The sequence below is a fragment of the Ruegeria sp. C9 genome (assembly GCF_056537585.1).
This window is the reverse complement of record NZ_JBQFRU010000007.1, coordinates 26714-43953: the sequence shown is the minus strand read 5'-3', so window position 1 is coordinate 43953 and position 17240 is coordinate 26714. Positions and strand designations below refer to the sequence as shown.

Below are 17240 nucleotides of genomic sequence, written 5' to 3'. Positions count from 1 at the left end.
GGAAACTGTTCCATCCTCGGGCGCTGTTGTCCAGCTAATCAATCACTTTCTGGCTGATCGGAAGGATGCATCAGCATTCAATAATTTTGGTGTTCCAGTCTATGCACTTCTGATGGAGGTCGCCGGGTAGCGGTAGATCGGTATAAACCATATCAACATCGGATAATGAGGCGATGCGTGCGGGCGCGGTGCGCTGAAACTTTGAAGCATCCGCTACTAGGCTGATCTGCCGGGCTTGTTCAATGATAGTTTGACTGACCAGTACTTCTTGGAGATCGAAATCCATTAGATCCCCATCCGCATCCAATGCGGAACAGCCGATAATCGCGTGATCGAATTTGAACTGGCGGATGGTCGAGACCGCAAGATTCCCGACCAACCCACTATCTGATCTGCGCAGCACACCGCCTGCAACGACGATCTGGCAATCGGGGTTATCGGCCAGGATATTGGCGACGTTCATATTGTTGGTCACGACCATTAGGTTTTTGTGTTTCAGCAATTGGCGGGCAACGGCCTCGGTCGAGGTGCCTATGTTCATAAAGATCGAGCTGCCCTCGGGGATGTCGGCCGCGCAGCGTTCAGCGATGCGTGTCTTGGCTTCATGGTTCAGGGCGCGCCGGTCTTCGTATCCAATATTAGAAACGCCAGAACGCAGAACGGCACCCCCGTGAACCCGATCCAACTTACCAGCTTCTGACAGTTCAGTCAGGTCACGGCGAATGGTCTGGACCGTCACGTGAAAACGCTCGGCCAGCCCTTCGACAGTAACGCGGCCCTCTTGCTCGGCGACTAAAAGAATGTCCGATTGGCGAAATGATAGTGACATGGGCGGTCCTGAGTTCCGGAGTTTTCGTTTTTGTTCTAATTTTGCGGTTAAGCAAGGGAATTCGTTAGTTGCATTTATTAATATTCGTTGTTTCAGCAAAAGCGAACATTATCGAAAAATAAAGTTGACGATACGAACCATCATGCTGCTAATGCGCTTGAAACTGCCACGTTGGGGAATCAATTGGATATGTCATCGGACAGCAGCCAAGTTACCGATCTTTTTGTGATCGGCGGGGGTATAAATGGGTGCGGTATCGCACGTGATGCGGCAGGTCGGGGCCTATCGGTCACCTTGGCTGAAATGAACGATCTGGCCTCGGCGACGTCGTCAGCCTCGACCAAACTGTTTCATGGCGGGCTACGGTACCTGGAATTTTTTGAATTTCGTTTGGTGCGTGAAGCGCTGGTCGAACGCGAGACCTTACTGCGCGCTATGCCCCATATCAGTTGGCCCATGCGTTTCGTGCTGCCCTATCACGCCGATATGCGTTTTGACTCTGAAACGCCGACCTCACGGTTGCTCAGTACGGTGATGCCATGGATGCGCGGGCGTCGTCCTGCCTGGCTAATACGGCTTGGCCTGTTTTTGTATGACAATCTGGGCGGTCGCAAAATCCTGCCGGGTACACGTTCGCTGAACCTGCGCGCGACACCCGAGGGGGGTCCGCTGCAAGACAAATTTGAAACCGCCTATGAATACTCGGACTGCTGGGTCGAGGATTCGCGGCTGGTGGTTTTGAACGCCCGTGACGCCGAGGCACGTGGTGCCAAGATCATGGTCAGGACCGAGGTTCTTTCGGCTGAGCGGATCGATGAACTGTGGCAGGTTACGATCCGGGATCGGGATAGCGGCAAGACAGAAACCGTCCTTGCGAAGATGTTGATCAATGCGGGCGGACCTTGGGTAGGTGACATCATCCAGACCAAGATCCGGGTCAATTCCCGAGAAGGCGTCCGTCTGGTGCGTGGCAGCCATATCGTGACACCCAAGCTGTTTGACCATGACAAGTGCTATTTCTGTCAGGGCGAAGACGGGCGCATAATCTTTGCGATCCCGTACGAGCAGGATTTTACCTTGATCGGAACCACGGATCAGGATCATTCTGACCTCTCCGAGCCTCCGATTTGTACGGAGGCCGAGCAGGAGTATCTGTGCGCTTTCGCATCGAAATACTTCGCGAAGCCCGTTACCCGTGAAGATATTGTCTGGACCTATTCAGGCGTCCGTCCGCTATATGATGACGGCGCAAGCAGTGCCACGGCGGCTACCCGCGATTACACGCTGAAAGTTGATGCCGAGAGCGGGGCTCCGGTGTTGAATGTCTTTGGTGGTAAAATCACCACCTACAGACGCCTCGCGGAAAGCGCGCTGGAGAAGATTGGAGAGCATTTCCCGGATCTTGGCGGACCATGGACCGCAGGCGTCCCATTGCCCGGCGGGGATTTTCCGGTCGACGGCGTGCAGGATTTGATCGGGGAACTGATAGCGGAGTACCCGTTCCTGACCGATTTTTGGGCCCGTCGATTGATCCGGGCCTATGGCACCGAGACCTGGGACCTTCTGGGTCCGGCAAAAGATCAGAGCGATCTGGGTGACGATTTTGGCGCGACGTTGACCGAGGCCGAACTGGTTTGGCTGATGGACAAGGAATACGCGCGCACCGCTCAGGATGTCGTGTGGCGGCGCAATAAGCTGGGTCTAAGGCTCAGCCTCGAGCAGATCGGCCGGATAGACGACTGGATGGCCAAACGGTTAACTGACTAGCGCGCGGATCGGTTGATCCGTGCAAAAAAAAGAAACGCCCCGCAGATGTGCGGGGCGTATTTCGATTTCAATGCGGGTCTTACGCGGCTTCTTCTGACGGTTCCGGGTCGTTCTTGCTGCCTTTGACCCATTCGCGCAGGCTCTGCATCACAGCGTACAGGACGGGAACCAGAATGACCCCGAACAGAGTGGCTGCCAGCATACCGCCGAACACGGCAACGCCGATGGCCTTCTGGCTGGCAGCTCCGGCCCCGTTCGCGGCCAGCAGGGGAACCACGCCCAAAAGGAAGGACAGGGCGGTCATCATCACAGCGCGGAAACGCTGATATGCGGCTTCGGCCGCGGCCTCCTTGATTGACAGCCCCTTGGCCCTTTGCTCCATCGCGAATTCGACGATCAGAATCCCGTTCTTTGACGCAAGCCCGACAAGCATGATCATCCCGATCTGCGTGTAGAGGTTGATGTCGCTGCCAACGATTGCCACCGCTGCGACGGCACCGAACAAGGCCACGGTCACCGACATTAGGATCGAAACGGGCATCGTCCAACTTTCATATTGGCCGACAAGGAACAGGTACCCAAACAGGATCGCCAACCCAAGGATCACCACGACCAGGCCGCCCGAGGCCAGCTGCTGCTGCGCCGTTCCGGTCCATTCATAGGCATAGCCGGGGGGCAGGGCGGTCGCCGACTCCTCGGTCATGACATTGATGGCGTCCCCGGTCGAGAGCCCCGGTGCCGGAACCGCTGTTACAGTGGCCGAGCGGAACAGGTTATGCCGCTTTAGCAGGACCGGACCCAGCACGTTCTCGATATCGATCAGCGTGCCAAGCGGTACCATCTCACCTTTGGTGGAACGTGCATAAAGCTCTGAGATATCATCGACCTTATTCCGGTATGACCCTTCGGCCTGGATCATTACGCGATAGACACGACCAAACAGGTTGAAGTCATTCACGTAATACGAGCCAAGCTGCGCCTGCATGGTCTGGAAAATCTCGGCCACCGAGACTTGCAGGGTTTTGGCCTTTTCCCGATCCAGATCGACAAACAATTGCGGCACGTTCGCGCGGAAGGTGGTGTAGGCCTGCGCGATCTCAGGACGCTGGTTTGCGGCATAGACATACGACCCAACGGCCGAGGCCAGATCCTGCGGCGAGCCGCCACCGGTCTGCTGCACTTCCATTTCAACCCCTGCAGACATACCAAGGCCCTGAATGGGTGGCGGGTTGAACGCAACAATCGATGCGGCAGACTCACCATATGCAATCGCCAGAACCTGGTTCAGGATCGCATCCGCACTGAGCTCGGGTTCCTGCCGCTCTTCCCAGTTGGTCAGGTTGACAAAGATGGCTGCGCCATTGGTAGTGGTCCCGTTCAACAGCGAGAACCCATTGACCAGAACGGTACTGGATACGCCGGAGATCTGTTGAATCTGTTCATCGATCCGCGCAGAAACCGCCTCGGTCCGTTCAAGCGTCGCCGCATCGGGAAGCTGGATATCGACGAACAGATATCCGTTGTCTTCCAGCGGAATGAACCCTTTGGACGTGTTGCCCATAATGGTCCCAGTACCCGCTGCGAATGCTGCAATGATCCCCAGCGAAATGACCGGCAGGATCAGTAGCTTTCGCACGATGGCGACATAGCCGCTGCGCATTCCGCCGATAAATCCCTCGAACACGGCCAGCAGCCCCTTGGGCGGTCCTGAACGCGCCCGCAGCACCAGCCCGCAAAGGGCCGGTGAAAGCGTCAGAGCGTTGATCGACGAGATCACAACAGCGGTCGAGATCGTGACGGCAAACTGCGAATACAATCGCCCGGATATGCCGGGCATGAACGTCACCGGCACGAACACGGCCAGCAGTACCAACGTGGTTGCGATCACGGGGCCGGTGATCTGACCCATGGCCTTGCGGGTCGCCTCGGCAGGGGAAAGGCCTTCGTCGGCGATGATACGCTCAACGTTTTCCACCACAACGATGGCGTCATCTACAACGATCCCGATGGCCAGCACCAATGCGAACAGCGAGATCGTGTTCAGCGACATGCCAAAAGCCAGCAGGAAGGCAAATGTCCCGATCAATGAGACCGGAATTGCCACCGCCGGAATGATCGTCGCCCGCCAACTGCCAAGGAAGATGAACACAACTGTGATCACCAATATGAATGTCAGGATGAGGGTCGAGACCACGTCATTGAGCGACTGTTCCACGAAATCCGTCGTATTGAATGGAACATCGTATTCGACATCCGTGGGAAAGGATCGTGACAGGCGCTCAAGTTCGGCCTCAACACGTTCGGACACCGCAAGGGCGTTTGCGCCGGGGGCCTGATAGATGCCGATAACGGTCGCAGGAACGCTTTCGAAATAGCCCGAGGCGGAATAGAACTGCGCCCCCAATTCAACCCGCGCAATGTCTTTGACGCGCACAATCGCACCGGCTTCGCCTGTACGGATTACAATATCTCCGAATTCATCGGCCGAGGTCAGGCGGCCTTTGGTCTTGATCGTGTACTGAAAGGTTTGTCCTTCAGGCACAGGAGGCGACCCGATTGAGCCCGCAGAGACTTCGATATTCTGTTCGCGGATGGCATTGATCACATCACCCGGAGTGATTGACAGCGCGGCCATCTTGTCCGGATCCATCCAGATCCGCATGGCGTATTCCAGATTGGTCAGAACATCCGCTTTACCCACGCCCTGAACCCGCGCCAGAGCGTCTTTCAAGTTGATTGAGGCATAGTTCGACAGGAACACACTGTCATATGTGCCATTGGGCGAGGTCAGCGTGACCAGCAACAACATGTTGGTTGACGCTTTTTGCGTGACAACACCGGATGAAGTCACTTCGGACGGCAGCGATGCCATCGCCTGTGCCACACGGTTCTGTACGTTGACCGAGGCGATATCGGGGTCGGTGCCCACCTCGAACGTAACGTTCAACGAATACGAGCCGTTATCCGATGAGGTCGACGTCATGTAGATCATGTCGTCCACACCGTTGACCTGCGCCTCGATCGGGGCGGCGACGGTGTTTTCCACGGTTTCGGCATTTGCACCTGTATAGGTGGCCGTTACGCTGACCACCGGCGGCGTGATATCGGGAAACTGCGCAACCGGCAGAACCAGATAACCGATCCCGCCCAAAATGGTCAGGACCAGCGAAATGACAAGCGCCAGCTTGGGCCGGCTGATAAACAGGGCTGAGAACATCAGTTATTCTCCGGCTGCTCGGACGCGACGACTGCATCAACGGCGACGCCGGGGCGCACGCGTTGCAGGCCTTCGACGATGACGCTTTCGCCTTCGCGCAGGCCATCTGTGACGATAATCGCCGAGTCCACGGTATCTCCGGTTGTGATGTAGCGCTGTTCAACCATCTGCTTGTCATTGACGACCAGAACGAATTCGCCGCGCTGATCACGCTGCAGCGCTGCTTGAGGGATCAATACCTGCAGCGTCGGCTCAAGCGCTTCGATCTGAACGTTCACGAAGGCACCATCAACGAGCAGACGCTTGGCATTGTCGAATTGAGCCGTGATCGTAATGGCGCCGGTCAGTGGATCAATGCGGTTGTCGACAAAAATGATTTCGCCGGTTTCATCCAGCTCAGTACCATTCGGCAGAGTCACATGAACATTCGGGCTTTGGCTGCTTTCAGCTAGCGTGGCCGGGTCTTCACCAAATTGTTCAAGAACCGACGTGAACTGCTTTTCATTCAACGAAAAATTCACATAGATGGGGGCTTCGCTGACCAGGGTGACAAGCGGCGGATTGTTGGGGCCCACAACATCACCGACACTGGTTTCCACGCGGCCGATGCGGCCCGAAAACGGGGCGTGGATCTGTGTGTAGCTCAGATCAAGCTCGGCCTGTTGGATCGCTGCATTGGCGGCTTTGACCTCGGCCTCGGCGACCAGTTCATTGGCTCGGGCAATGTCACGTTCTGATTCCGGTGTAGCGTCGCGCTTGTACAGCTCTTCCTTGCGGGCGAGATCGACTTTGGCCAGTTCAAGGTTTGCCTGCGCCCGATCCAGATCGGCTTTACGTGCCTCCAGCGTGGCTTCGTAAAGATCCGGTTCGATCGTGAACAGCAGGTCATCCTCATTCACCGGAGAGCCATCGTCGACGTTCTGGCTGTCCAGGAAACCACTGACGCGCGCGATGATATCGACCTTGTCGATTGCCTCGGCCCGTCCAATGAAGGTGGCCTGATCGGTGATCTCTTCAGTATAAGCTGCGGCGATCGACACCTTGGGCGCAGGGGCATCGCCCTGATCCTGCGCGACCGCTATCTGGGGCAGGCTGGAACATGCAAACAAAGCGGCAGAAACGCCGAGTGCCCTGAAATAGCCGCGTGGGCGGAGTGCTGGCTTCTTAAATGCAAGGGACATGTTGGCGCCTCGTTCAAAGTAAAGATTGCACAACCGGGCAACAGAAACCCCCGGATGAGTCGATTGATTTTATAGGCAGGATGGCGGGTTTGACGCAGTTTCTCAAGCGTGTTGAGGTAGTGCGTTGGCAAGAATCGACCCGAAATTTCTTTCCAGTCTGCAGACTTAGCCTGCATCCGCAGGCGTTTACCTGCCCGATGACAAAGGGGGCGGGCGAATTTTCTCTGCCAAAAACCAGCAGCGGAGAGGCTTCAGGGCTCCGCTGCGGCATTCATAAATCGAATTTTGTTGTTATTCACGCGTTCCCGCAAACCGATTCTGCCAGTCTTCGCGCTGTTCGTCCGTGATTTTGGCAAACAGCACGTCGGGAACCGAAAATTCATGGCCAGCGGGCAGGGCGCGCAGCGCGGCATCGATATCTTCGGGCCAGCTGGTATCGAGTGTGTTCATCGCACTAAGCATTTTTGCAGACGCATCGGGAATGAACGGCGCGCTCAGAACTGCATAGAGGCGGATCAGGTTCAGCCCCAGCCGCACCTGCGCCGCAGCCTGTGCAGGATCTTCCTTAAAGGTAGACCATGGTGCGGCAGCCTGCAGATACTCGTTGCCCGCGACCCAGATCGCTCGCAGCTCTTGCGCGGATTTGCGCACTTCCATCGCTTCCATGTGGCCTTCGTAGGCACGTACTCGTCTAGTAAGCTCAGCAATCAGGGTCTGTTCACGTTCGCCATACGCACCACCTTCGGGCACTGCTTCACCGAATTTCGAGCGGCAGAACTTAGTGATCCGGCTGACAAAGTTACCCAGAACATCCGCAAGATCTTTGTTCACCGACTGCTGGAAGTTCTCCCATGTGAACTCGCTGTCGCTGCTTTCTGGCGTATGGCTCAACAGCCACCAGCGCCAGTAGTCGGCGGGCAGAATGTCCAGCGCCTGATCCATGAACACTCCACGGCCCTGTGAGGTCGAGAATTGGCCACCGTCATAGTTCAGGTAGTTGAATGATTTCAGGTGGTCGACCATCTTCCAGGGCTCGCCCGATCCCAGAATGGTGGCCGGGAAAGACAGGGTGTGGAAGGGCACATTGTCCTTGCCCATGAACTGAACGTAACGCACATCTTCTGCGCCTTTGTCGGTGCGCCACCAACGTTCCCAATCGGCATCAGACTTACCATTGGCGTCGGCCCATTCCTTGGCGCAGGCGATGTATTCAATGGGGGCATCGAACCAGACATAGAAGACTTTGCCTTCCATGCCGGGCCAATCTTGATCACCTTTCTTGACTGGTACACCCCAATCCAGATCGCGGGTAATGCCGCGATCCTGCAGGCCGTCGCCATCATGTAACCATTTCTTGGCGATCGAGGTTGTCAGGATCGGCCAGTCTGTCTTGCTGTCGATCCACGCGTCCAACTGATCTTTCATTGCGGATTGACGCAAATACAGGTGCTTGGTCTCACGCACCTCAAGATCGGTCGAGCCGCTGATCGCGCTGCGGGGCTCAATCAGGTCGGTCGGGTCCAGTTGTTTGGTGCAATTCTCGCACTGGTCGCCGCGTGCGCGATCATAGCCGCAATTGGGGCAGGTGCCTTCGATATAGCGGTCGGGCAGAAAACGGCCATCGGCGTTGGAATAAACCTGCTTTTCGCTGACTTCCCGGATCAGCCCGGCCTCATCCAGTTTGCCAGCGAAATGCTGGGTCAGTTTACGGTTCTGATCGCTGGACGAGCGGCCAAAGTGATCAAAGCTCAGGCCAAAGCGCTTGGCGATATCGGCCTGTACTGCGTACATGTCAGCGCAATATTCAGCCACAGGTTTGCCCGCTTTGGCGGCGGCCAGCTCGGCCGGGGTGCCGTGCTCGTCGGTTGCACACAGGAACATGACCTCGTTGCCCCGGCCGCGCTGATAGCGAGCGTACAGATCGGCAGGCAATTGCGAGCCGATCAGGTTGCCGAGATGTTTGATCCCGTTGATGTAAGGGATCGCCGAGGTGATGAGAATTCGGGCCATAATGCGCTTCCACGTATCTGTCTGCGCGCCCGTCTACCTTATGTGGCCAGTAAGCAAAAGCCCGCATTCATACCCGCTTGAATTTAACGGGTATTACTACGCGACTTCGTGCATTCCCGCGAGTTTGTGTCGCGTTCGTCAGCGATTTCGCACCGTGCGTACCAATGGTGTATGATGATCAGGAGAACCCAGCTTAGGGGGAATTTCATTTTGCAGAGTTTATGGATGGGCTGCTGTGCCGCCGTTGCAGCTATTGTATTTACCGCCAGCGCCATCGCCGACCAGAGCGCCACATATGATCCGGTGCATGCTTTTGACCACGCTATGCTCTCGATCTTTCACCGTGGCCAGGATGCGCTGACGGCTGAAACCCGGCCCGTCATGATTATCGCACGTGATGTCACAGTCATGACCGAAGACGGAGAGGCGAGCTATCCAAGGGATGCGCCAACCTATCAACATCTGAAGTCCACGTCGCATGTTGTGTTGGGATTGATCGGGGCGGTGACTCCATGGCCTGATGAAAATACCGATGATGAGCGCTGGAAGGCGGAGTTTGCAATTATCATCAATGAGATAGATGTATTTCTTGCGGCATTGGACGAACTGGACATAGCCAAGGACGACTTGGCGAGCCAGCGCAAAATGCTCGAAACAGCCCGGGCATTTGCTCAAGGTGCACTCGACAAGGATCAGATCACACGTGAAACGGTTTCGCAGGTGATCAACGACATGCGGCCCATCTGGGCAGAGAATATGGAGAAATCTGCACGTGCGGAGTTGAACGCACTTCATACCGCCGTGTCCGATGCACGCGCAGCCATAAGCGAAGAGGAGTGGGCCAAGATGTATGTGGTGCATCACGGCGGCTCCAGCGTCAAAGACGTCAATGTCGTGCTACTGTACCTACAGCGCGTGATGCCGGAAAAGGTTGCTGCCGGGCAGGTTCTGTTCGCTGAGAACGCACACGGGAACGACGCGTTGGCCGGATATGCCGGATACGTTCGAATGCAGAGGCATGTTGGTGCATGGGTGTTCGGGGACCCTGAACGGATGCGGGTTGACCTGCTGGGATATGAGGCGGGATCGATCCTGGATGAAATGATCCCGGCACCACCGCCAAAGCCCACCGATTAGAGAATTACTCCAGCAGGTGTGAACAGGTGATACGTTTCGCACGGGCGAAAGAAATTGAGCTTAATGTCATGGTTGCAGATTGTACCTGACATTTGGATGTAAATAACCTCAGGTTGAAACACAGAATCACAACCTCTTGAAATTGTAGCAATGACTTCCCATTTAAAATGTATACAAAAGTATACAATAACGAGGGCAATCTGCTGATGTTTGACTTTTTACTAGAGGGCGCATTTGTGCCCTTTACCTTGGCGCTTGCGCTTCTGTTCGGTCTTCTGGGCCTTGAACTGATCGCATTGGTTTTCGGGGGAAGTCTTCTGGCAGGCGAGGGCGAGGTTGATCTGGACATGGTCGACGCGCCCGATCTGGACGTCGTCGACTTTGATCTGGATATCGCGCCGACATCGATCTGAGTGACTTGGAACTGGCCGAAATTGAAACCGATGTGCCTGCGGCTACGCCCGTCGGCCCGTTTGGCTGGTTGGGCATTGGCAAGATGCCATTCATGATCTGGCTCGTTGTGCTGCTGGCTGGTTTCGGCCTGAGTGGCATAGGCCTGCAACTGGCGCTGCGTGATCTGCTGGGCTTTGACTTACCTGCATGGTTGGCCGCGATTCCGGCCGGAGTATTCGGCCTATGGTTCGCACGTGGCTTTGGTGGTGTCTTCGCTCGCCTCCTGCCCAAAACCGAAACCGAAGCGATGTCGGAACGGATGCTGGCCCGCCGCCGTGGCGTGATCACTCAGGGTATCGCATCGCGAGGCCGTCCAGCCGAAGTCCGCGTCATGGATCGCTTTGGCAACACGCACTACCTGCGCGCAGAGCCGTTGCAGGACAAAGATGCGCTGGAGCAGGGAACAGAAGTCCTTGTTCTGCGTGATCGACGGCGCGACCGGTTCGTTCTGGTTCGCATGTCAGTTTAACCAAAAAATCTTAACCCCAATCCGGAGGATATTGCATGGAACTATCATTCCTGGCCGTTACAGTTGTGACTATTTTAGCCGTACTCTTGTTCATAGGCCTTGTACTTGGCCGCCTTTATCGACGCGCCACGCGCGAGATCAGCCTGGTGAAAACCGGCGCGGGTGGCAAAAAGGTCATCATGGATGGCGGCGTCATCATCGTACCGTTGCTGCACGAAGTCAGCCCGGTCAACATGAAGACTCTGCGCCTTGAGGTGCAGCGCAGCGGTGAGGCCGCGCTCATCACCAAAGACCGGATGCGTGTCGACGTGGGTGTCGAATTCTACGTCTCGGTGATGGCGACTGAAGAGGGCATCGCACGCGCCGCGCAAACGCTGGGTGATCGCACCTTTGACGTCGAGCAACTGCGTGAGATGATCGAAGGCAAGCTGATCGACGGTCTGCGTGCCGTGGCCGCTCAGATGACCATGGATGGTCTTCATGAAAACCGCGCCGACTTTGTGCAAGAGGTGCAGAATGCGGTGTCCGAAGACTTGCTGAAGAACGGTTTGTCGCTGGAATCCGTCTCGCTGACTGCGCTCGACCAGACGCCGTTTGAAGCGCTGGACGAGAACAACGCCTTTAACGCCGTGGGTATGCGCAAGCTGGCCGAGGTGATTGCCATATCCAAGAAAGAACGCGCGCAGATCGACGCCGAGGCCGAGGTTGAGGTGCGTCGTGCGGCGATGGAAGCGGAGCGTCAGAAGTTGCTGATCGAACAGGACGAACAGCAGGCGCGCATCGAGCAGGCGCAGAAGGTGGAAACTCTTCGTGTGGCGCAAGAGGCGGAGATCGCTGCGCGAACTGAAGACTCGGTACGCGAAACCGAACGCGCCCGGATTGCCCGTGAAGAGGCCATTCGTTCCGCCGAGATTGAGCGCGAGCGCAAGATCCGCGATGCCGAGATCGCCAAAGAGCGTGAGATCGAAGTCGCGGAACAGGAACGCCAGATCATCATCGCGCAGAAATCCGAAGAGGAAAGCCGCGCGCGCGCATCCGCCGATCTGGCTCGAGCCGAGGCGACCAAAGCAACCGAAGCCGTGGCTACGGCGCGCGAAGTGGCCGAGGCCGAGCGCCAGAAGCAGATTGTTCTGATTGAAGCCACCCGTGAGGCCGAACGTCAGGCCACCGCGATCCGTTTGTCAGCGCAGGCCGAGAAAGAGGCCGCCGCAGATCGCGCCGAAGCCCGCCGCGAGGAAGCGCAGGCCGAAGCAGACGCGTTGAACATTCGCGCCGAGGCCAAGAAGAACGACATGCTGGCCGAGGCGGAAGGTAAGCGTGCGATCGTAGAGGCCGACAATGCCCTGTCACCTGAGCAGATCCGGATGAAGGTCGACTTGACCCGCATTGAAACCATGCCCTCGATCATCTCGGAAATGGTCAAACCGGCCGAAAAAATCGACTCGATCAAAATCCATCAGGTTGGTGGGATCGGAGCTGCCAATGGTGGTGGTGTTTCAAGCGGTGAAAAGCCGGTTGTCAATCAGGCGTTGGATTCGATCATGGGAATGGCCGTGCAGATGCCAGCGCTCAAGAAACTGGGCGAAGAGCTTGGCTTGTCCATGGAGAACGGCGTCGGGGGCGTGGTGAACGGTGCGCTTGAGAGCACCGTGGATCCAGATGAGGTGGTCGACGTGGTCGAGGGCCATGGGCCAGCGGTCCAGCAGTAAAACAGAAGGGTCGGGATTTCCCGGCCCTTTTTCATTGCTTTTCGCGAGAACCCTTGAGCAGCCTGCCGATGGTAAAGGATGTGCGCGGAGCATAGACATAATTCGTCCGTTTCTCGGGCGTCGGGCGCGAGCGCATACGGGCGAGGCCAAAAACAATAAGAAACACATGACCCAATGCAACAAAAGCAAACAGGGCTCCAGGGCCGAATTGCTGGATCAACGTGGATGAGATGTAGGGCGATGCAATCGCCCCCAGCGCGTACCAGAACATCAAGGCCGCTGCCAATTCAACGCGTTGTTCGGTCGTGGCAAAATCATTCGCATGCGCCGAGGAAACCGAGAAAATCGGAAACGTGGTCAGGCCAAAGAACCCGGCGGCCAGCATAACGCCGACCGTTCCAGTTCCGCTAGCCAACATCGTGACACCGCAGCTTAGCACCGCTGCCACGGATAGCCAGATCAGCACCCAGCGTCGATCATACTTGTCTGCGAGCCAACCCAAGGGGTACTGGGCCAGTGCGCCGCCCAGAACGAAAGAGGCCAGAAAGAATGCAATCTGATCTACGCCCAGTCCGACCTCCTGACCGTATACCGGGCCGACCATGCGCAATGATGCCGAACTGAGCGCAGCCACGATAACGCCCGCCACAGCCAGTGGTGAGCTGTGCCAGGCCAGCTTGGGGCGCAGGCGCGGGGTGTCCGGTGTCTTGGGTTGGCTGGCGCGAGTTAGGGCCAGCGGCAAGATCGATGCACAGCACAGGATCGCTAGCAGGTTGTATGAAACGTAAGAGGCGGGTGGCAGAACAGCAATGATAAGCTGTGCACAAAGCGAGGCCCCCATATCGGCGATACGATACGTACCCATCGCGCGCCCACGGGTTTCGTTGGTGACCTTGGCGTTAAGCCAAGCCTCGATCACGGTGTAACACCCGGCCACACAGGTGCCCGACGCGATACGCAGCGCGGCCCAGACATAAGGGTTTTCAGTCAGCGTATGCCCCAGCAACCCCATCGCGCCCAAAGCGGTGCAGACCGCAAATGCGCGCGAGTGCCCGACACTGCCCATAAGCCGCGGAGCCCACCAGCAACCAACAAAGAACCCAATAAAGTGCGATGACCCCAGCAGACCGATCTGTTCGGTCGAAAAATCAAGCGTCAGCCCCGAGATTGCATCCAACGGACCAACACCACCCGTTGAGAGCTGCAGCAGAATGACCGAAAGAAAGAGGGCGGCAAATGAAATGATCGTACGCATGATAGGTGCAACTTGACCTTGTCGCCACGAAATGCGCGCGCCTAATCGACGCCCTGACGTCGTTTTTTGCCTTTTTGTGGTTAATCCTGCCGGATGATTTCGGCGTGGATGTCCAGGCCGATCGTGGGTTGTACAAGATCAGGATATCCAGACGCGCCAAACTCATTTCGATTGATCGCCCCCTCTAGCCGGATGGACAGGGTGTCCAAATCATCCACCGCGCTTCCCGGTCTTCGATACAGGTTGGCGCTCAAAGTCACCGGACGCGTGATACCGCGCACTGTGAGATCGCCGGTCACGGTTGCACCTTCAGAGATACGGCCAGTGGGTCCCAACTGAATCTTGGTCGTGATGAAACGGATGGTGGGGTATTGGGCAGCGTTCAACACACTTTTTCCCAACATCGGACCTCGGGCAAATGGTAGGTTCGTCCGCGCCCGGGCCACGTCCAGCACGACATCGACCCGGCTGTTTTGCAAGCGATTGGTATCAATCAGAATTTGGGCCGACTGTACTGGCATCGTGCCCGTCTGAAGCGCGCCGGACAAATCATAGGTGAAGCCAACGGAACTGCGCGATGCTGCCAGCGCATATGGGGTGAGGGCGGCCATCGCTGCCCGTGCCATTGGTAACGCGCAAAGGCTTGCAATCAGGCTGCGTCGGGTAAGGTTCCTCATGCCATCGCCGTGCGACCGCGCGGGCGCGAGCGTTTCATGAGCATCAGCACGATTGCGATGTTCAGCCCGTTCCAAAGGATGCCATTGATGAAAGCAAGCTGATAACTGCCAGTCACGTCATAGATCCAGCCCGACATCCAACCACCCAGAGCCATGCCGAGGATAGTCATCATCATGACAAAACCCACGCGCGCACCGGCCTCTTGCGGGGGCATATATTCACGTACAATCAGCGCGTAGCTGGGGACGATACCACCCTGGGCCAGCCCGAATAGCATGCTGACGACATAAAGCGAAACCATCCCATCATAAGGGAGAAACAGGAACAGAGCGATACATTGCAGGACCGAGCCAATCAGCAGTGTTGAAAGCCCTCCCAACCGGTCCGCGACAAGCCCCGAGATGATGCGGCTAACCACGCCGCCCAACAGCATCAGAGACAGCATCTCGGCCCCAACGGCCGGGCCATAGCCCAAGCCCACACAATAGGAGACAATATGGACCTGGGGCATCGACATGGCCACGCAGCAGCCGATACCAGCCAACCCAAGGATGTACTGCAGGGCGCGGGGTGAAAAGCCGACGCTTTGTGCTTTGACCTGTGCTGCCGCTGCTGCCGTGCCGTGCGCCTCGACGGGGACCTGTCTGCGCAAAAGCAGGGACAGAGGAATGACGGCGACCAGGGTGATGACGGCGAGACTCAGATAAACCTGCTGCCACCCGTCGCGCTGCAGAATGCCCGACAGCAGCGTGGGCCATATCGCGCCAGACAGGTAGTTGCCACTGGCCACCAGTGCCACAGCAATCCCTCGCCTGCGCATGAACCAATGCGAGATATCGGCGATCAGTGGTCCAAATCCGATTGACGTACCGAGCCCCAGCAGAAGATGCGCAACCGACAGCAGCGCGATATTCGGCGCAAGGGTTGCCAGCAGATAGCTTACCGCACTCAGCACAGCGGCGCCGATCAACGCCATTGTCACGCCCAGTCGGTCCACCAGCTTGCCCAGCCACATGTTGCCGAAGGCAAAGCCGATCATGGCGAGCGTATAGGGCATCGACGCTGCGGCTCGGTCCGCGCCAAACTCGGCCTCGATGGCGGGCATGACGACGATCACAGCCCACATGCCCACATTGACCACGGTTGCGATGGCCAGGGTGATCAGCAGGCGAAGCCACGAATATCGGCTGTCATGGATCGGGTGTGTCATGCCGGCACGCTAGGGGGCAAGTCCGGTTTTGGCCAGTCACAAGTTATGTGATCATCGGGGCGTCTTCGGATTTGATCTGCTTTAGCTGCAGTCCGGAATGAGGAGCGGCCCGCGTCACGTGCCAACTGGCCGGGGGCAGGGCGCGGGCGCGGCGGCGGGTCAGACACCAACTGCAGGCCTCGTCCCGATAGGTGGGCACCATATGCCAGCGCGTCTCAATCCCCTGTGCGCCACCATCGTCAGGCGTCAGCAATAGCCCCAGCGGAGCCTGTCCCGATATGCCGCCCTGTTCGGCAGCCAGATGCATCCGCCGGACCGGGGTCAGACCCGGCGGGCCGGGCAAATCGCCAATGACCAACGGGGCGGCACCGCTGCGCAAGGCTTCTTCCATGCACCACAACAGGTCTTCAGGTTTGTCAGGGTGGATCAGCAGAAACCGGGACGGATCGGCAAAAGGCAGCATGCCCTCGGGATGCAGCTGCGCCACCTCCCAAGCCGGGGCAATCCACATCACTGGCCCTTGAGTCTGCCCCGCCACCCACAGAGCAAAGCTACGCCGGGCAGGGCCGCAGGCTTCGTGTACACGGGCCAGTTGCAGACTGATCTGTGGGTGCAGGGCCACCCCGGGTGGGGTGCGCGCGGGCTTGCGGCCAAGAAAATTGGTGGACATGCTGATCAAATTAGCATGTTCTCATTTTGTTCTCAATTGAGGAATGCGGTCAACGCGACAGGATTAGACGCCCATCTGCGAACTGGATGTTCGAAAAACGGTGCAGATACGCCATCCCTAGCAAGGATTGACCCAGATCGCCTTCATTGACTGAGGCCAGGATATCGCGATCGGTGATGGGGCCCAAAGACAGGCTGTCCAGCCGAACCGGCGCTGTACGCACAATGCCATTGGCCGTCGAGGCGCGACCGAGATAGTTCAATTGATCCGTATCGATTCCAATTCGTTCGGCATCTTTCGGGCTGATGACGATATTGCTGGCCCCGGTATCGACCAGAAAGGTCACCGCTGTGCCATTCACCAGCATTGGTAAATAGTAGTGTCCATCATAAGAGCGGGGCACTTCAATCCGCTGATCGGTCACAGTCAGTTGCGGGGTCGGGCTGACGGTTGAACGGATGTCATCCCACAATCCGACAACGGCAATGACACCGATAAAGATAAACACCCAAGCCGCGACCTGCTGCATGGTTTTGCCCAAAGACTGACGGTTCTGAGTGATAAACCACATCAACAGGGCCGCACCCAGCAGAACCAGATAGGTCAAGCGCCCAATATCGTAGCCGTCCATTCAATCACCCGAAATCAGTTTTCT

14 protein-coding genes are annotated in these 17240 nt (G+C 57.2%); 5 read left to right on the top strand and 9 right to left on the bottom strand.

The genetic code is table 11. From position 1 onward, the window contains the following. Positions 1-70: 70 nt before the first annotated feature. Positions 71-829 carry a DeoR/GlpR family DNA-binding transcription regulator gene (locus ACR0NE_RS17895; RefSeq protein WP_170510387.1) on the bottom strand — a complete coding sequence of 253 codons (759 nt, stop codon included), beginning with the start codon at positions 827-829 and terminating at the stop codon, positions 71-73. A gap of 189 nt (positions 830-1018) precedes the next feature. Between ACR0NE_RS17895 and glpD the strand changes: the two genes are divergently transcribed. Next, positions 1019-2596, top strand: a complete 1578-nt coding sequence (gene glpD / locus ACR0NE_RS17890) for a glycerol-3-phosphate dehydrogenase (RefSeq protein WP_170595870.1) — start codon at positions 1019-1021, stop codon at positions 2594-2596. A 79-nt stretch (positions 2597-2675) separates the two neighbouring features. Here the strand turns inward: glpD and ACR0NE_RS17885 are convergent, their stop codons facing one another. From ACR0NE_RS17885 to metG, 3 genes are all read right to left on the bottom strand, one after another. Next, positions 2676-5813, bottom strand: coding sequence for an efflux RND transporter permease subunit (locus ACR0NE_RS17885; RefSeq protein ID WP_170595867.1), 3138 nt, complete (start codon positions 5811-5813; stop codon positions 2676-2678). Continuing rightward, complete coding sequence (locus ACR0NE_RS17880) at positions 5813-6994, bottom strand: efflux RND transporter periplasmic adaptor subunit (RefSeq protein ID WP_170393332.1); 1182 nt, start codon at positions 6992-6994, stop codon at positions 5813-5815. The genes ACR0NE_RS17885 and ACR0NE_RS17880 overlap by 1 nt, the downstream gene beginning before the upstream one ends. Positions 6995-7285: 291 nt before the next feature. Beyond that, positions 7286-9004 carry a methionine--tRNA ligase gene (gene metG, locus ACR0NE_RS17875; protein ID WP_170595865.1) on the bottom strand — a complete coding sequence of 573 codons (1719 nt, stop codon included), beginning with the start codon at positions 9002-9004 and terminating at the stop codon, positions 7286-7288. 225 nt (positions 9005-9229) lie between these two features. Between metG and ACR0NE_RS17870 the strand changes: the two genes are divergently transcribed. The 4 genes from ACR0NE_RS17870 (at position 9230) to ACR0NE_RS17855 (ending at position 12772) form a co-directional block, all read left to right on the top strand. Then, entirely contained in the window at positions 9230-10141 is a 912-nt protein-coding gene (locus ACR0NE_RS17870) for a hypothetical protein (protein WP_170595863.1), read from the top strand. Between the two features lie 206 nt (positions 10142-10347). Then, positions 10348-10554: a hypothetical protein gene (locus tag ACR0NE_RS17865; protein ID WP_480459379.1), complete on the top strand. Its 207-nt coding sequence runs from the start codon at positions 10348-10350 to the stop codon at positions 10552-10554. A 5-nt stretch (positions 10555-10559) separates the two neighbouring features. Continuing rightward, entirely contained in the window at positions 10560-11063 is a 504-nt protein-coding gene (locus tag ACR0NE_RS17860; protein ID WP_480459377.1) for an OB-fold-containig protein, read from the top strand. A 35-nt stretch (positions 11064-11098) separates the two neighbouring features. Then, complete coding sequence (locus ACR0NE_RS17855; RefSeq protein WP_170595861.1) at positions 11099-12772, top strand: flotillin domain-containing protein; 1674 nt, start codon at positions 11099-11101, stop codon at positions 12770-12772. Positions 12773-12803: 31 nt separating this feature from the next. Here the strand turns inward: ACR0NE_RS17855 and ACR0NE_RS17850 are convergent, their stop codons facing one another. The 5 genes from ACR0NE_RS17850 to ACR0NE_RS17830 all read right to left on the bottom strand — a co-directional run bounded on the left by ACR0NE_RS17850 (position 12804) and on the right by ACR0NE_RS17830 (position 17216). After that, positions 12804-14027 carry an MFS transporter gene (locus ACR0NE_RS17850; RefSeq protein ID WP_170393328.1) on the bottom strand — a complete coding sequence of 408 codons (1224 nt, stop codon included), beginning with the start codon at positions 14025-14027 and terminating at the stop codon, positions 12804-12806. An 80-nt stretch (positions 14028-14107) separates the two neighbouring features. Then, positions 14108-14704, bottom strand: coding sequence for a YceI family protein (locus ACR0NE_RS17845; protein ID WP_170405236.1), 597 nt, complete (start codon positions 14702-14704; stop codon positions 14108-14110). Next, positions 14701-15915 (bottom strand): MFS transporter, encoded by a 1215-nt coding sequence (locus ACR0NE_RS17840; RefSeq protein WP_170510795.1) that lies wholly within the window; start codon positions 15913-15915, stop codon positions 14701-14703. Before ACR0NE_RS17840 ends, ACR0NE_RS17845 begins: the two co-directional genes overlap by 4 nt. A gap of 43 nt (positions 15916-15958) precedes the next feature. After that, entirely contained in the window at positions 15959-16585 is a 627-nt protein-coding gene (locus ACR0NE_RS17835) for a hypothetical protein (RefSeq protein WP_170595859.1), read from the bottom strand. A 49-nt stretch (positions 16586-16634) separates the two neighbouring features. Then, a complete protein-coding gene (locus tag ACR0NE_RS17830) occupies positions 16635-17216 on the bottom strand; it encodes a TIGR02281 family clan AA aspartic protease (RefSeq protein ID WP_170405245.1) in 582 nt (193 codons plus the stop codon). Positions 17217-17240: the final 24 nt, after the last annotated feature.

Excerpts from the sequence above, each read along its gene's own strand:
- ACR0NE_RS17845 (WP_170405236.1), bottom strand. The coding sequence starts at position 14,704 with ATGAGGAACCTTACCCGACGCAGCCTGATTGCAAGCCTTTGCGCGTTA.
- ACR0NE_RS17895 (WP_170510387.1), bottom strand. The coding sequence starts at position 829 with ATGTCACTATCATTTCGCCAATCGGACATTCTTTTAGTCGCCGAGCAA.
- ACR0NE_RS17830 (WP_170405245.1), bottom strand. The coding sequence starts at position 17,216 with ATGGACGGCTACGATATTGGGCGCTTGACCTATCTGGTTCTGCTGGGT.
- metG (WP_170595865.1), bottom strand. The coding sequence starts at position 9,004 with ATGGCCCGAATTCTCATCACCTCGGCGATCCCTTACATCAACGGGATC.
- ACR0NE_RS17850 (WP_170393328.1), bottom strand. The coding sequence starts at position 14,027 with ATGCGTACGATCATTTCATTTGCCGCCCTCTTTCTTTCGGTCATTCTG.
- ACR0NE_RS17840 (WP_170510795.1), bottom strand. The coding sequence starts at position 15,915 with ATGACACACCCGATCCATGACAGCCGATATTCGTGGCTTCGCCTGCTG.
- glpD (WP_170595870.1), top strand. The coding sequence starts at position 1,019 with ATGTCATCGGACAGCAGCCAAGTTACCGATCTTTTTGTGATCGGCGGG.
- ACR0NE_RS17880 (WP_170393332.1), bottom strand. The coding sequence starts at position 6,994 with ATGTCCCTTGCATTTAAGAAGCCAGCACTCCGCCCACGCGGCTATTTC.
- ACR0NE_RS17885 (WP_170595867.1), bottom strand. The coding sequence starts at position 5,813 with ATGTTCTCAGCCCTGTTTATCAGCCGGCCCAAGCTGGCGCTTGTCATT.
- ACR0NE_RS17835 (WP_170595859.1), bottom strand. The coding sequence starts at position 16,585 with ATGTCCACCAATTTTCTTGGCCGCAAGCCCGCGCGCACCCCACCCGGG.
- ACR0NE_RS17865 (WP_480459379.1), top strand. The coding sequence starts at position 10,348 with ATGTTTGACTTTTTACTAGAGGGCGCATTTGTGCCCTTTACCTTGGCG.
- ACR0NE_RS17870 (WP_170595863.1), top strand. The coding sequence starts at position 9,230 with ATGGGCTGCTGTGCCGCCGTTGCAGCTATTGTATTTACCGCCAGCGCC.
- ACR0NE_RS17855 (WP_170595861.1), top strand. The coding sequence starts at position 11,099 with ATGGAACTATCATTCCTGGCCGTTACAGTTGTGACTATTTTAGCCGTA.